At 50.9% G+C, this 14,650-nt stretch carries 13 protein-coding genes, 5 tRNA genes and 2 rRNA genes (1 of these 20 cut by a window edge); 1 reads left to right on the top strand and 19 read right to left on the bottom strand.

The annotated features are described in order from the left end of the window. Nucleotides 1-196 precede the first annotated feature (196 nt). The 17 genes from rplA to ACJJIQ_RS22810 form a co-directional block, all read right to left on the bottom strand. Nucleotides 197-892 (bottom strand): 50S ribosomal protein L1, encoded by a 696-nt coding sequence (gene rplA, locus ACJJIQ_RS22890; protein ID WP_444895283.1) that lies wholly within the window; start codon nucleotides 890-892, stop codon nucleotides 197-199. After that, entirely contained in the window at nucleotides 893-1,324 is a 432-nt protein-coding gene (rplK, locus tag ACJJIQ_RS22885; RefSeq protein ID WP_108731645.1) for a 50S ribosomal protein L11, read from the bottom strand. It lies immediately after the preceding gene. A gap of 154 nt (nucleotides 1,325-1,478) precedes the next feature. Beyond that, on the bottom strand, nucleotides 1,479-2,012 hold the full coding sequence (gene nusG / locus ACJJIQ_RS22880) for a transcription termination/antitermination protein NusG (protein ID WP_108731644.1): 534 nt from the start codon (nucleotides 2,010-2,012) through the stop codon (nucleotides 1,479-1,481). A gap of 10 nt (nucleotides 2,013-2,022) precedes the next feature. Continuing rightward, nucleotides 2,023-2,391, bottom strand: a complete 369-nt coding sequence (gene secE, locus ACJJIQ_RS22875; protein ID WP_108731643.1) for a preprotein translocase subunit SecE — start codon at nucleotides 2,389-2,391, stop codon at nucleotides 2,023-2,025. A 116-nt stretch (nucleotides 2,392-2,507) separates the two neighbouring features. Beyond that, nucleotides 2,508-2,583: transfer RNA gene (locus ACJJIQ_RS22870), tRNA-Trp, on the bottom strand. Nucleotides 2,584-2,680: 97 nt separating this feature from the next. After that, complete coding sequence (tuf, locus tag ACJJIQ_RS22865; protein ID WP_108731642.1) at nucleotides 2,681-3,874, bottom strand: elongation factor Tu; 1,194 nt, start codon at nucleotides 3,872-3,874, stop codon at nucleotides 2,681-2,683. 129 nt (nucleotides 3,875-4,003) lie between these two features. Next, nucleotides 4,004-4,078: transfer RNA gene (locus tag ACJJIQ_RS22860), tRNA-Thr, on the bottom strand. Nucleotides 4,079-4,147: 69 nt separating this feature from the next. Then, a tRNA-Gly gene (locus ACJJIQ_RS22855) sits at nucleotides 4,148-4,221 on the bottom strand. Nucleotides 4,222-4,277: 56 nt separating this feature from the next. Beyond that, nucleotides 4,278-4,361: transfer RNA gene (locus ACJJIQ_RS22850), tRNA-Tyr, on the bottom strand. A 108-nt stretch (nucleotides 4,362-4,469) separates the two neighbouring features. Beyond that, nucleotides 4,470-4,545: transfer RNA gene (locus ACJJIQ_RS22845), tRNA-Thr, on the bottom strand. A gap of 192 nt (nucleotides 4,546-4,737) precedes the next feature. After that, nucleotides 4,738-5,427, bottom strand: coding sequence for an SPOR domain-containing protein (locus tag ACJJIQ_RS22840; RefSeq protein ID WP_445363121.1), 690 nt, complete (start codon nucleotides 5,425-5,427; stop codon nucleotides 4,738-4,740). Between the two features lie 14 nt (nucleotides 5,428-5,441). Beyond that, nucleotides 5,442-6,179: a type III pantothenate kinase gene (locus ACJJIQ_RS22835; protein ID WP_445363120.1), complete on the bottom strand. Its 738-nt coding sequence runs from the start codon at nucleotides 6,177-6,179 to the stop codon at nucleotides 5,442-5,444. Next, the gene (birA, locus tag ACJJIQ_RS22830) at nucleotides 6,176-7,177 is read right to left on the bottom strand and encodes a bifunctional biotin--[acetyl-CoA-carboxylase] ligase/biotin operon repressor BirA (RefSeq protein WP_445363119.1); all 1,002 of its coding nucleotides are present in this window, start codon (nucleotides 7,175-7,177) and stop codon (nucleotides 6,176-6,178) included. Before birA ends, ACJJIQ_RS22835 begins: the two co-directional genes overlap by 4 nt. 5 nt (nucleotides 7,178-7,182) lie before the next feature. Beyond that, complete coding sequence (gene alr, locus ACJJIQ_RS22825; RefSeq protein WP_445363118.1) at nucleotides 7,183-8,295, bottom strand: alanine racemase; 1,113 nt, start codon at nucleotides 8,293-8,295, stop codon at nucleotides 7,183-7,185. A 27-nt stretch (nucleotides 8,296-8,322) separates the two neighbouring features. Beyond that, nucleotides 8,323-9,513 (bottom strand): ABC transporter permease, encoded by a 1,191-nt coding sequence (locus ACJJIQ_RS22820; protein ID WP_444895288.1) that lies wholly within the window; start codon nucleotides 9,511-9,513, stop codon nucleotides 8,323-8,325. Beyond that, nucleotides 9,510-10,247 carry an ABC transporter ATP-binding protein gene (locus ACJJIQ_RS22815; protein ID WP_444895289.1) on the bottom strand — a complete coding sequence of 246 codons (738 nt, stop codon included), beginning with the start codon at nucleotides 10,245-10,247 and terminating at the stop codon, nucleotides 9,510-9,512. Before ACJJIQ_RS22815 ends, ACJJIQ_RS22820 begins: the two co-directional genes overlap by 4 nt. Next, entirely contained in the window at nucleotides 10,244-11,710 is a 1,467-nt protein-coding gene (locus ACJJIQ_RS22810; RefSeq protein ID WP_445363117.1) for an alpha/beta fold hydrolase, read from the bottom strand. The genes ACJJIQ_RS22815 and ACJJIQ_RS22810 overlap by 4 nt, the downstream gene beginning before the upstream one ends. A gap of 136 nt (nucleotides 11,711-11,846) precedes the next feature. On the opposite strand from ACJJIQ_RS22810, the gene ACJJIQ_RS22805 reads away from it, so the two are divergent. Beyond that, nucleotides 11,847-12,806: a hypothetical protein gene (locus ACJJIQ_RS22805; RefSeq protein WP_444895291.1), complete on the top strand. Its 960-nt coding sequence runs from the start codon at nucleotides 11,847-11,849 to the stop codon at nucleotides 12,804-12,806. A gap of 771 nt (nucleotides 12,807-13,577) precedes the next feature. Here the strand turns inward: ACJJIQ_RS22805 and rrf are convergent. Further along, nucleotides 13,578-13,693: ribosomal RNA gene (gene rrf, locus ACJJIQ_RS22800) — 5S ribosomal RNA — on the bottom strand. Between the two features lie 203 nt (nucleotides 13,694-13,896). Beyond that, nucleotides 13,897-14,650: ribosomal RNA gene (locus tag ACJJIQ_RS22795) — 23S ribosomal RNA — on the bottom strand (it continues 2,128 nt past the right edge of the window).

The raw sequence follows: 14,650 nt of genomic DNA, 5'->3' as shown, positions 1-14,650 counted from the left end.
ACTGGTTTGGGCGACACCGTCTGCGTAGGCTCGAACCTCGCAATGGCCAACCTGGCCGAAGTTCGGATTAAGCCAGGCACGTTAAACCTCAACGTACCTGACACCTACGGTCTTTGACGGCCCACCTTGTGCCGAAGCATTCAGGTGGACCCCAAAGTTCGATTTACTGAGAGGTGATCACACCCCGCAGTGATATTTAGATGTTCAGGGAAGACTGATCGATAACCAGACCCGGGCCCATAGTGGTGCTCAGGGTGATCTTCTTCAGATATACACCTTTTGCAGAAGCCGGCTTGGCTTTCTTCAGGTCGGCAACCAGAGCTTCCAGGTTCTCTTTCAGAGAGTTCGCATCGAAAGCCACTTTACCGATACCACCGTGGATAATGCCGCCTTTGTCAGCGCGGAAACGCACCTGACCAGCTTTGGCATTTTTAACCGCAGTAGCAACGTCTGGAGTTACGGTGCCAGTCTTCGGGTTCGGCATCAGGCCGCGCGGGCCGAGGATTTGACCCAGTTGACCTACAACGCGCATCGCATCGGGGGAAGCGATTACTACATCGAAGTCCATCTTGCCTGCTTTAACGTCGGCAGCCAGCTCGTCCATACCGATCAAGTCAGCGCCCGCTTCTTTAGCGGCGTCAGCGTTAGCACCCTGGGTGAAAACAGCTACGCGAACTTCTTTACCAGTACCGTGCGGCAGAGTAGTTGCACCGCGAACAGCCTGGTCGGATTTACGTGGGTCGATGCCCAGGTTTACAGAAGCGTCTACAGTTTCTGCAAACTTAACGTTGGACAGCTCTTTCAACAGAGCTACGGCTTCTTCCATGCCGTAAGCTTTACCAGCTTCAACTTTTTCAGCGATTACGCGCTGACGCTTGCTCAATTTAGCCACTTAGAGACCCTCCACTTCGATACCGGCGCTGCGAGCGGAACCGGCGATAGTGCGCACGGCCGCGTCCAAGTCGGATGCAGTCAGGTCTGCTTTCTTCATTTCTACGATCTCTTCCAGCTGAGCGCGGGTTACTTTACCCACTTTCTCAGTGTTCGGACGACCGGAACCGCTCTTGATCTTGGCAGCCTTGCGCAGCAGTACAGCGGCGGGCGGCGACTTCATGATGAAGGTGAAGGAGCGGTCGTTGTATACAGAGATTACAACTGGAACTGGCAGACCTGGCTCGAGGCTCTGGGTCTGGGCGTTGAACGCCTTACAGAATTCCATGATGTTCACACCGTGCTGACCCAGTGCGGGACCAACGGGCGGACTCGGGTTGGCCTGACCGGCCTTAACTTGCAGCTTGATATAAGCTTCTACTTTCTTAGCCATTACAGCTCTCCTCTAGTTGGGTATTAACGCCCGCCACTCAGCCATAAGGTTTAAGGGCAAGCTCCCCGAACCCCGAAATGAAAACTCATTTTTCGGGGACGCGAAAACCCCCTTCCACCTCACGGCGAAAGGGGGCAAAAAATTTATACTGGAATCAGGTCTTCTCTACCTGACTGAACTCCAGTTCAACCGGGGTGGAACGTCCGAAGATCAACACAGCCACTCGCAAGCGACTCTTCTCGTAGTTAACCTCTTCAACCACACCGTTGAAATCATTAAACGGACCGTCGATAACTCGAACCATTTCACCAGGCTCAAACAGAGTCTTGGGCTTGGGCTTATCGGCGGAATCGTCGATGCGATTCAGGATAGCCTGCGCTTCGCGGTCAGTAATCGGGGCTGGCTTATCCGCCTTACCGCCGATAAAACCCAGTACTCGGGGAGTTTCTTTCACCAAGTGCCAGGTATCGTCATTCAATTCCATTTCTACCAGGACATAGCCCGGGAAAAACTTGCGTTCACTCTTACGCTTTTGCCCTGCGCGCATCTCAACCACTTCTTCCGTGGGAACCAGGACTTCACCAAACAGGTGGTCCATTTCGTTCAGCTCAATGCGCTCTTTCAGGGAGCTGGCGACACGCTTCTCATAGCCCGAGTAAGCCTGGACCACATACCAATTCTTTGACATGTATCAACCTTTAGCCGATAAATTTGGAAGCCGCCCAACCCAGAGCCGAATCAAGCGCCCACAAGATAAGCGCCATAATCAACACGAAAACAACCACAATCGCTGTGGTCTGGGTTGCTTCTTGGCGGGTCGGCCAAACCACACGCCTGACTTCAGTTTGCGCTTCGCGCAACAGTTGCCACAACGCATTGCCTTTGGCGGTGTTTACAGCCACAACCAGAGCTACCAGACAGATGGCAGTTACTGCCAACACTCGGTAAAACAAAGGGAATTCGGCGTAATATGAATTGCCTGCAACAGCACCGCCCACCAGCAGCACTATTAACAACCACTTCAGACCGTCAAGACGAAAGGTTTTCGCTTCTGTTTTAGCATTCATATAAGAAGCCCTTAGCGCACTATAGATAATCTTTTAGCGCTCATAAACACAAAAGCCCCACTGACAAGTAGGGTTTTGCGACACCCCTAAGCTTATCTAAGCGGAGTGATTAAAAATGGCAGGCCAGGAGGGACTCGAACCCCCAACACCCGGTTTTGGAGACCGGTGCTCTACCAATTGAACTACTGGCCTGTACAGTGTGAGCACTTTCGCACTCAAAGATGAGAGAGCTACAGGAACTCTCCCACCTAGTGCACCACATAGAATATTGTGATGCAGAAATCAAAGATTACTCAATGATCTTAGCAACAACGCCCGCACCTACGGTACGACCACCTTCGCGGATAGCGAAGCGCAGGCCGTCTTCCATGGCGATCGGAGCGATCAGGGTAACAACCATTTGAATGTTGTCGCCCGGCATTACCATTTCAGTGCCTTCCGGCAGCTCTACCGCACCAGTTACGTCGGTAGTACGGAAGTAGAACTGAGGACGGTAGCCTTTGAAGAACGGGGTGTGACGACCACCTTCGTCCTTGGACAGTACATACACTTCCGCTTCGAACTTGGTGTGCGGAGTGATGGAGCCCGGCTTAGCCAGTACCTGACCACGCTCTACTTCGTCACGCTTGGTGCCGCGCAGCAGTGCGCCGATGTTCTCACCAGCACGACCTTCGTCGAGCAGCTTGCGGAACATTTCAACACCAGTACAGGTAGTAGTGGTGGTTTCTTTGATACCAACGATTTCGATCTCGTCGCCAGTGTTGATCACACCGCGCTCTACACGACCAGTTACAACAGTACCACGGCCAGAGATAGAGAATACGTCTTCGATCGGCATCAGGAACGGCTGATCTACAGCGCGCTCTGGCTCAGGGATGTACTCGTCCAGAGTCTCTACCAGCTTCTTAACAGCGGTAGTACCCATTTCGTTGTCGTCTTCGCCGTTCAGGGCCATCAGAGCGGAACCAACGATGATCGGAGTGTCGTCACCTGGGAACTCGTACTGGTCCAGAAGTTCGCGAACTTCCATTTCTACCAGCTCGAGCAGCTCTTCGTCGTCTACCATGTCCGCTTTGTTCAGGAATACAACGATGTAAGGTACACCTACCTGACGGGAAAGCAGGATGTGCTCACGAGTCTGCGGCATGGGGCCGTCAGCTGCGGAACATACCAGGATAGCGCCGTCCATCTGAGCAGCACCGGTGATCATGTTCTTAACGTAGTCGGCGTGTCCCGGGCAATCTACGTGAGCGTAGTGGCGAGTCGGGGACTCGTACTCAACGTGAGAAGTAGCGATGGTGATACCGCGCTCACGCTCTTCCGGTGCATTGTCGATACCGTCGAAAGCAACAGCGTCACCGCCCCAAACTTCCGCACATACGCGGGTCAGAGCAGCGGTCAGGGTGGTTTTACCGTGGTCAACGTGACCGATGGTGCCCACGTTCACGTGGGGCTTGGAACGTTCAAACTTTTCTTTTGCCATTGCAGCCTCCTATATATAGGCGAGCCGATAACGGCACCACCCACGTCCAGAACATGCACATCCGACCCGGAAAATCCGACCCCGGACACAAACAACCGCAAGAGCTTTCACTCTTGCGGTCATATAAAATGGAGCTCATGGGCGGATTTGAACCGCCGACCTCACCCTTACCAAGGGTGTGCTCTACCCCTGAGCTACATGAGCCAAAATCTTGCCGATAACGGCATCTTAAAATGCTGCACCCTGGAGAGCATTCCAACCAACCCCAAAACTTGGAGCGGGCAGCGGGGATCGAACCCGCATCATCAGCTTGGAAGGCTGAGGTTCTACCATTGAACTATGCCCGCTTTCGGGACCTCCATGCAAAACCCTTCGATTTCGCGCAACACCCTAAGGTGTAATATGGTGCAGGGGGGTGGATTCGAACCACCGAAGCTTTCGCGTCAGATTTACAGTCTGATCCCTTTGGCCACTCGGGAACCCCTGCTCAAAGCGGTGTGCATTGTCTACACATCTCGCTGCGCTGTCAACAATTTTTCTTTAAATTTCACATACTTAGCAGCGAAACCTAATTTTGACAGCAACGGGATGAAAATGGAGCTGGCGAGAGGAGTCGAACCCCCGACCGGCTGATTACAAGTCAGCTGCTCTACCAACTGAGCTACGCCAGCCCTATCCCGTTCATTGCCGAAGTTGTTAAGTCACCCTCGTCAATGGAGGCGGGATTCTATGGGAACTTATCTCGACACGCAACACCCTTTTTGCAGATAAATCATATTTTTTATGTCGCCTATTCCAACCTGTTGAAAAAAACAGCGATTCGAGACGCCACCTGATGGTTTTCTGATAAATCTGCTTTTTTGTTAGCCAAGTACTTCAGAACAAAGATTTGGGCGCCGATCCAGATCCGGGTATTCACTTTGCAGTTGTCGCCAAAATTCTTCTGCAAGACTTTCTGTGCTGCCAGGGGGCATAACTATCCACCGCTCCATATAGGTTTGCGGCTCCTCCTTGAACTGCGCGGTAACCCCCCTCTCCTTCAAAACGGCGGTATGGGACTCAGCTCGGGCTCGCTCACTGAAAATCCCAAATGAAATGCCATTTCCCAATGCGCCTTTGGGAATGACATAGCTGTCGATCCCCTGAGACTGTAGTTCACGCAAGCGGTTGTAGGCCTCCCGCCTCGAACTCAGTGGCGGCAGATATACCCAGTAGCGCATCTGCCCCTGCATTTCTATATCACGCAGTTCGGCTTTAACCTGAAGGGACCGGATTCGCTGCAAGAGATCCTCACCCTGGTACTCCTCCGCGAAAGGCCCCAACAGCGTACAAAGCTGCTCAACCTCAAAGGACTCCTTACTCAATGCGCCGGTCTTCTCTGGAGCAGGCAGCTCTTCAGGGGATATTTCGCTAACGAGAGTGATTTTCTTTCCCTCCGACTCGTGAGGGATCGGGCTCTTGCCGCTACTTAACTGCGGAGACGGCGCTACCAACATATACCAGGCAAAAAGCACAGCGTTCAGGGCGACTAAAGAAAGGGCTATCCAGCGCATAACAGAGTAAATTTTTATGGATTACTAAGGGCCAACCCATCCATCACCAAATCGGGAACCAGGCGATGTTCGTGCTGGTAAACTGCGGAGAGCAACTGCGCATCCCCGCCGGTTAACCACAATAAAGGGGGGGAACCGGAGTGGACCTGCAATTCTTCCATTGCTCGATCAACCGCACCCAACACCATCAGCAAGAGGCCACGGTTTATCGCCTCATTGGTATTGCGTCCCGCGCCCAATGTTTTTGTCAGGGCCAGTGCCTCACGACTCTTTGCCGCATGGGTATCGACACTGAGAACGCGATTCATCAATCCGAAACCGGGAACGATATATCCCCCAATGTGGCGTCCGCTATTGTCCAGCAAATCTAAGGTGACCGCACTGCCGCAATCCACAATTAATGATGCTCGGGGAGATTGCTGGTAGGCCGCCAACATTGCGAGCCACCGATCCACCCCTAGCGCGGAGTGGTCTTCATACCCACAGATAACGCCGGCACATTGGGGCGCTACTGCCGAGAATTCAGCCTCCAGTGTGAACAGGTCTCGGGCCACCTGACTCAAGAATTCAGCAACAACGGGACCGGCAACATTCACTACCCGAAAACGGTAGGGGGTTAACTCTGCCCACCCCTCAGGCAAAATCTGCTGGCGCAACTGCCCAGTTTCGATATCACCACGGGCTATTACCTCGCCTTCGACCAGGTAGCGCCACTTACCCCGTGTATTGCCGACATCCAGCTCTAGAATCACACCTGCCCCCGCAACGAGATTTCCCCCCCATGAAATGATTTTTGCCCTTTATCAGTGTCGAGTAACAAGGCTCCTTTTTCATCGACACCGGCCGCAACACCTTCCCAGCTCAAATTACCTGACCGCAACCGAATTGGCTGCCCGGCAAACTGGTCTAGGGTTGACCACGATTTCCGGTAAGCGGCGAAGCTCTCTTCCGGGTAAGTTTCCAGCATCGGTAACAGCTCGCTGAGTATCGCCGCAGTTAATTCACTACGGCCAATACCAGGACGGACTTGCTGGAGATCTGCCCATGGTTGATCAATCTCCTCAGCTGTCTTCGCATTGAGACCATTATTCAACCCGATACCGATAACCACTGAACAGCGATCGGTTAAATCCCCTTTTAGCTCAAGTAATACACCGGCCAATTTACGGCCCTGGCACCACACATCATTTGGCCACTTTAGGCGCACGCCCGGTACAGAAAAACGCTCGAGCGCTTTTGCCACAGCAACACCGACGGCAAGACTCAACCCCTCCAGGCTTTGTACACCACCATTAAACTCCCAGCCCACTGAGAGGCTGATACTTGTGGCATACGGGCTGATCCAATTGCGACCACGGCGACCCCGACCGGCACTTTGCCGCTCGGCGAGAATCGCTACAGCATGCCCCTTACCTTCTTCAAAACGTTCCAGTAACAGGGAGTTCGTTGAACTCAACTCATCAAAAACCTGCAACTCGCGCAGTAGCGCTCGGGCTGAACCATCCAGTTGATTGGTAACAGTCTGCTCAGATAGCAAGTCGAGACCTCCCGGCAAGCGATAACCTCGCCCCTTAGCAGACTCAAGCGTCAGGCCGTAGCTCTCGAGCTTTTGTAGTTGTTTCCAAACAGCGGCTCGGCTGACACCAAGCGCATTCCCGAGGGATTCTCCCGAGTGTATTTCCCCATCCGCCAGAAGCTCCAGCACCGGGCGAAGCTGTTCTAATGGTGTTTTTGCGGCGACGTCCTGCAATTTGTTCAACCTTTTACATAATGGCGGCCATAGCGATGCCCGAGGCTCGTCAGGACTTCATAACCGATAGTCCCGGCATACCCAGCAACCTCATCCACCGTAAGCTGGTCATTGAGAATCTCGATCGACTGAAGGGAGTCCCGCTCCTCTTCGCTGAGACCCGAAATATCGAAAGTGGTAGAGTCCATTGATATACGCCCGACAATTGGTAGAGGGCGGCCGTGCCCCCATCCGCGCCCCCGCCCCCCTTGGGCTCGTATAATGCCATCGGCATATCCACCCCGAGCTACCGCAAGCCAACTATCTCCGGGAACTTCCTGGGTCGCACCATACCCCACAGACCGGGACTGACTGACATAGCGCTTTTGGACAATTGGCAAGCCCAAAGTCACCGTTGGACGCATCGGGTTTTCAGCCTCAGGGACAGGGTTAAGGCCGTATAGTGCGGAGCCCGGTCGGGCAATATCAAAGTGATAGTCCTCACCCAAAAAGATGCCGGATGAGTTCGCAAGGCTGAGCTGAATATCCGGGCACAGTTCCCGCAAGCGATCGCCCGCGATCTTAAACTCGTTCAACTGAAGCTTGTTATGCGGATGCTGGGGCTGGTCTGCACAGGCAAGATGACTGAAGAACATCCGAACATCGGCGGACTCCAAGAGAGGGCGGTCCTTGAGGAGTAATTCGAACTCATCTGGGGTCAATCCCAGCCGAGTCATGCCGGTATCAATTTTTACGGCGCAAGGGGCCTCCAACTGAGCTTTCTCGCAGATTTCAACCCAGCTCTTCAATTGATCCAGAGTAAACAATGTGGGGATCAAACCCGCGCGAGCGCACTCTAGTTCAGCACCAGGCCTGACACCGGTAAAAATGACTATATTCACATCGTTGCCGAGGTCACTGCGCAAGCGCTCCCCCTCGACTTGGGTGGCCACAAAGAAATCGCGGCATCCCTGAGCGTATAGCGCCGGTGCAACATGAGCCATTCCCAAGCCGTAAGCATCCGCTTTAACCACAGCACCGCACCGGGTGCCGGCTTTCAAGCGATTAGCCAGATCCTGATAGTTATCTGCTATAGACCTCAGGTTGATACTTAATAACCCTTCACGAAAGTCACTCATACCAGTACAACTCTCTAAATCAGTAAGCTAGGTAGCTCCGAGCAGACTCTCTCGCTGCAGCGCTCGGGCACCGCCTAATATACACCCAACAACCAACAAAAGGCTGACCAGTGAGCCAGCGATCATTAGTGATATGGAGACCGTATCCCCAACCAGTAGAGCCTTAAACCACTGCTGTTGCGCGACCAGCGGGACCAACTGCCAGACAGGTTCCTCTAGCTCTATGGATGACATATCCAATATTAACAACATAGTGACAGGTAAAATCTGCAATATACTCAATTGAGTTTGAGCATCTTTAAATGACTGGGAACGCAACGCTAACAATATTTGCAGTACAGCAACCAATAGAGCCAATGGCAGCAGGGCAAGCGCCATAGCGACCATTCCACTTAGCGTAGTTGCATGTTGTATCCCCATTTCAGCCAAGGGCAAAAATGGAAAAACAGCCATTAGCGAAACTAACGCAAGAATAGAAGATAACCAACTGATACTGGCTACAGCGAGCACCTTGGCCAGGACCACCTGCCAGGCGGCCAGAGGTTGTTGCAGCAATACCTCAAAACTCATTCTCTCCCGCTCACCGGCAGAGGCATCAATGGACGAGGACAAGCAACCTATAAACAGCGTCATTATCAGGAGTGCCGGTATTGAACCAACAATCCAGGCACTGCGGGTAGAGGGGGTACTGACATCCCTGACCTGTACTTGCCAGGGTGCCATTGTTTTTAGTGGGACTCCCCTAGCGACCATTCTTTGTTGAATAACGAGCTGTTGTAGCTCACCCAGCTTTTGTTGAACATGGCTCGCGCCTTGCCCGCTGAAACGATCGGAGCTATCAACATACAAATAAATCTTGGGGCTGCGGAAATTGCGATAATCGGTAGAAAAGCCTTCGTCAATTTTCACAACTGCATCGTAACCTTCATCAAGTAAAGCCATCGGGTCCCCTTCTGACAGGCTATCCAGTTCCACCCGCCCTTTACTCAGCTGCTGCTCCAATACTGGTAAATCCTGACCGCCTAACAACGCTAGCTGAAATGTCCTCTCTCCTTGGGACTTAAACATAAACAGAGTCATTGATGCGATCATTCCGGGAAATAAAATGGCAAAAAACAACGATAAATACAGTGCTCGCCGGTCACGCCAAACCTCTAATAACTCCTTTTTCAAAAGAGCAGACATGGCGGGAGTAAATAATAGGTTTAAAAATTTCATGCCATCACCTCCCCTTTAACCCCGTAAGCCAGAGTGACAAAACTATCTTCCAGGTTTTTACAGCCTGTGCGCTCTACAAGCTCATCTGGGGTACCACTGTCGACAATAGCACCGTTAGCCATCACCAACACTCTATCTGACAACTCAGTGACTTCAGCCATAATATGGCTGGAAAATAAAATGGCTACGCCCTCAGAGCGCAACCGCAGAAGTGTTTTCCGCAGCAGTCTCGCTGCAAGGACATCAAGACCGCGAGTCGGTTCATCTAGTATCAAATGCGTAGGCCGGTGGACTAGTGCCCGCGCCAGCGACACTTTCATTCTCTCCCCCTGGGAAAAGCCTTTTGTCCGACGTTGCCACAAATCTTCTAATTCCAGCTCTTCTCGAACAGAATTCAATGCGCGCTTAAGCTCTGCCCCAAATAATCCTTGCGCACTGGCAAAAAATGATAAGTACTCCGCTACAGTAAGTCGTTCATACAAGCCTTCACGATCGCCGACAACGCCCAATTGCCGCTTTATTTCTAATGGCTTTTCGGCCACATTAAGCCCACTAACAAATACTGTACCTTCATCCGGTTTTACCAACCCCGCTATAATTCTCAGGCAAGTAGTTTTACCGGCTCCATTAGCCCCCAGCAAAGCGGTTATTTGGCCATCAGGTATATTGAAGTTCAGGTCTTTGAGTACTTTCTTTCCAGAGAATTGCTTGTGAATAGATTTAACAGCAATCATTTGTTATCCCCTTGGCTCGATAGCAACTCACTGGATACCGCTTTATCAATTTCAGGTCCAAAAGCACCCGCCATAAAAGGTGGTCTTTGAATATCCGCAATACAATCACTATCTAAAGAAGCAAGTGGAGATTTTAGAAAATCATCTATTAGCTTTGGTATACAACCGCGCATACTATTGATATGCCCACCACCTGGAACCACTACCTGTTTTAATTCTGAAAGATACCCCAAGCTTTGTTCAGCATAATAATGTGGGGTAATAGGGTCAGCCTCCCCGGAAATAATTAACACAGGATGATTTCTTTCTTCCGGGACTTCGTAAGTGATAGGAGATACGGGCCACACCTTGCAACCCTCAGCAAAAATCTCAAAAAAAGCATCACCTAAAAAGCTATTGCGAATATCTGCAGCCAGCTCTTCCTCTGTAGTGCGATTTAACTCTTCAGCGCAAGCAACTGATAAGGTGAGCCCCATAGACATACTTCCATCATCAGATAAAAGTCCAGCCAATCCCGATAGCGGCAAATAATTACCTTCCTCAGCCTGGCTAATAGCGTATGGTAACTGCGCTGCCATTTCAGGTGTGTAGAGCGCGGTCCTTATCAGGTTTTGTATGAAGCTCCGGGGAACACTTGTTTCCATTGTGCGACCAGAGTGGGGGTCCGGGAAATTCGATGCTCTTCCATCCCAGTCCCTAAGCAAGCTATCCAGGTCAGATCTCCAATCGCCAAATTCGGAGCACACCGGATCCTGACTGCAGTCTTTCTCCAATTTTAGCAGCGCCTTTTCAGCAGCTTGCGCAGTAAGAAAAACTTTTGAATCAATCGGGGCTACGGCATCCAGGATCAGGACACTCAAACTTTCGGGATACCATTGCTGGTAAAGAAGCGCTGTGCGAGTTCCCCAAGAACCTCCCCACAAAGCAATTTTTTTATGCCTCAACTGGAGGCGCACTTCCTCCAGATCATCAACCGCTTGACGGCTATGCAGGGCTTTCGCAAAGGAAGAGTTTTCAAGGTAGCAAGTTGAGAATTGATCGGTGACCGCCTCCAGATCCATATGGACTTCTCCGTCGATCCCACAATCAAATGCAGCCGAGTAACCCGAGCCGCGCCTATCGACAAGAACGATCGCCCTACTCTGATTGACTTTATATAAGGCATTTAGAATTGGGGTCAGATAACTGGCTGCCTGGCCGGGGCCACCGGCCAGTAAATAAAGTGGCTCCAGTCCAATGTCATTAACTGCTGGGGCTATCATTACCGCTAGATCTACTGCAGCTTCTCCTTCACCAACCGGTATCTTTGTACAGTGCAGAGCATGGCTCCAGCCGTCCAGGTAGCAGGGCGAGAAGTTACTCTCTTCTCTCTCCTCTGCAACTGCTGGAGATAGCCCTATAAACAAGCCGATCGCGAAGATCGCAAACCTCTGTATCCAAACCACTGACAACTCCCTATCCATCTAATTTATCCCAGCCAGTGTATCGAACCATTTTCAACATGTCGCCATTCAACAAAAGACAGATAATTGCATTTGCATTAGCACCCACCCCTGCACAGTGGTATGGTTTCTTATTTACTTGCCCATGATTGCACCCATGAGCTTTTCAGACCGAGAAAAACACCTAATCCGAGCCGCCTTTGCCTGGGGCCAAATCACACAACAGGAAGGCTATACACTTTCTGATCTTGAAATTGAAAAATCGGTTCTCTTCCGACGATTACTTGGCGGCCGGCCGCCATTGGCATTCCCGCCGCCATTGCGTCACGGATTTCCCTGGTATGACGTTATTGAAGGGCGTAGCGAACACTTAGTGAGTGCATCCGAAGCCTCACCTGAATGCAGCATCATTGCTCCGGGCTGCAAGCTCGGGGATACCTGCATTCTTATTGACGGCGCCTTTTGGCGCGTAGTCGAAACTGTTCGCGAGCACGAAGAATATATCGTTGAATGGGGCCAATACCCAATGCAGTGGCGCTTGAAAAAGCACTGGGAAGTAAACTATGAAATGACACAACAGCTTCATAGTTTTCGTAAAGATAACCCCAATGCCGAAGTGAGCTTTGACAACTATTTAAGCCAAAGGGAGTACCGGGAATTTCGCATAGACGATGATCAGACGGTATGGCTCTGTGAATGGCAATTAAGCCGCACCAGCCTCTCTGGTTGGGTATGGGTGGGGACAATACTACCTGTTCCCGGTTATCAGCTCATTCCAGTATTCGACGATGATCAAGGTCCGGTTATTCTCGGCGAGGATGGTAATTCCAATGGGCAGGCCTGGCTGCGTATTGAAGATGCCACGGATGAATACCGCTTCGTTAAACTATTGGGAACCTACGACTACCAGTCGCTAATTACTGCGAGCACCACTGAGCTGAAGACCTTTTTACAAGATCTACAGCAAGAAGAGTTAGCAGACATTGAAGTATTGGATTGGCACCAGAACAATGCCGCACGACGCTTTGCTCTCCCTGCCGAGCTGGTTCCACTGGAAGACCTCAGTTTGAATGATATGAACTTTGAGCTCGTTCCAGATAACGCCTTTGCTTGCTAGCCCACCCAAGCCCCACCTGATGGGGCTTTTTTTATCCCCAAATTTTTCTTCTCTCGCATACTGGCGTACCAATCAGCCGCAGTAATCCACAGATTTATCGCTCATAACACTGTTAATAACTGATGTCCGTTTTATGGCGTCTTTGTTACCAACAGAAACCATGGATAGAGCTGTGTATAACTCTTGGATATCCCCGGCCAGCCCCGTGGTTGCTTGGCTCTATTGAAGGCGGGTAAAAAAGCAGCACTTTTTGCACGGATTTCCACAGCCAGAGGTTACTAACAGAAAGTCTGGATAGAGTTGTGCATAACTTTAATAAACGGGCTACAGGCCCCGTGGTTACAGGGGATTACTGCAGAGACTAAAAAATCACCGATATTTTTACCGGCTAATTTTAATTTTTGGCGGGAGTGGTATGGGTACTTTTCTGAGTTTTACACGAGTTATTTTTGTTGGATTATTTTTTGAGTGAGCGTAAAGGCATTTGGAGAGAAGATCGGTAAAGACCTATTTTTATAGGCTTTTTAGGAGAGCGTCTATTTAAGGTGCTCAGGTAGTTTTAGGCTTTTCATTTTTAATTACTGACTGATTTTTTAAATAGAAAGTTGAGCACTAAATTTTTCAGAGCTATTTTTATCTTTTTCTATTTAATTTCTGCCAAGTAATTTCTGCTTTCTCTTTCTTAGCTTTTTTGTTTTTTTTGTTTTTTAAAATATTTTTTCAGCCATAAAAAAAGGGCCACCCTGTTGGGTGGCCCTTTTCGGATTAGAAGCCTGACGATGACCTACTCTCACATGGGGAAGCCCCACACTACCATCGGCGATGTTGCGTTTCACTTCTGAGTTCGGCAAGGGATCAGGTGGTTCCACAACTCTATTGTCGTCAGGCAAACTGGCTTGGGTTGGCGTTGGTCTTATAAGCAAAGTGCTTGGCCTGCCGCGTTATCGCTGTTTGCCTCGGTCATGTTGCTGACCGGCGATAACCCCAAATAAGTCGGTAAAACAATCTGTAGTAATACACCGCAAGCGATCGTATGTCTCTAACTCACAATCCGCTAGCCTAGCTAGTCGTTAGTAACCATCTCTGTTGTATGGTCAAGCCGCACGGGCAATTAGTACTGGTTAGCTCAACGCCTCACAACGCTTCCACACCCAGCCTATCAACGTGGTAGTCTTCCACGGCCCTTCAGGAGGCTCAAGGCCTCAGGGAGATCTTATCTTGAAGGAGGCTTCCCGCTTAGATGCTTTCAGCGGTTATCCCGTCCGAACATAGCTACCCGGCAATGCCACTGGCGTGACAACCGGAACACCAGAGGTTCGTTCACTCCGGTCCTCTCGTACTAGGAGCAACTCTTCTCAAATCTCCAACGCCCACGGCAGATAGGGACCGAACTGTCTCACGACGTTCTAAACCCAGCTCGCGTACCACTTTAAATGGCGAACAGCCATACCCTTGGGACCGGCTTCAGCCCCAGGATGTGATGAGCCGACATCGAGGTGCCAAACACCGCCGTCGATGTGAACTCTTGGGCGGTATCAGCCTGTTATCCCCGGAGTACCTTTTATCCGTTGAGCGATGGCCCTTCCATACAGAACCACCGGATCACTATGACCTACTTTCGTACCTGCTCGACATGTCTGTCTCGCAGTCAAGCGCACTTATACCATTATGCTCATTGCATGATTTCCGACCATGCTGAGTGCACCTTCGTACTCCTCCGTTACTCTTTGGGAGGAGACCGCCCCAGTCAAACTACCCACCATACACTGTCCTCGATCCGGATAACGGACCAGAGTTAGAACCTCAAACATACCAGGGTGGTATTTCAAGGACGGCTCCACAAC

The sequence above is a fragment of the Microbulbifer maximicatervae (SeqCode) genome (assembly GCF_052468295.1).
The sequence above is the reverse complement of the archived record's forward strand: the minus strand, read 5'-3'. Positions and strand labels throughout refer to the sequence as shown.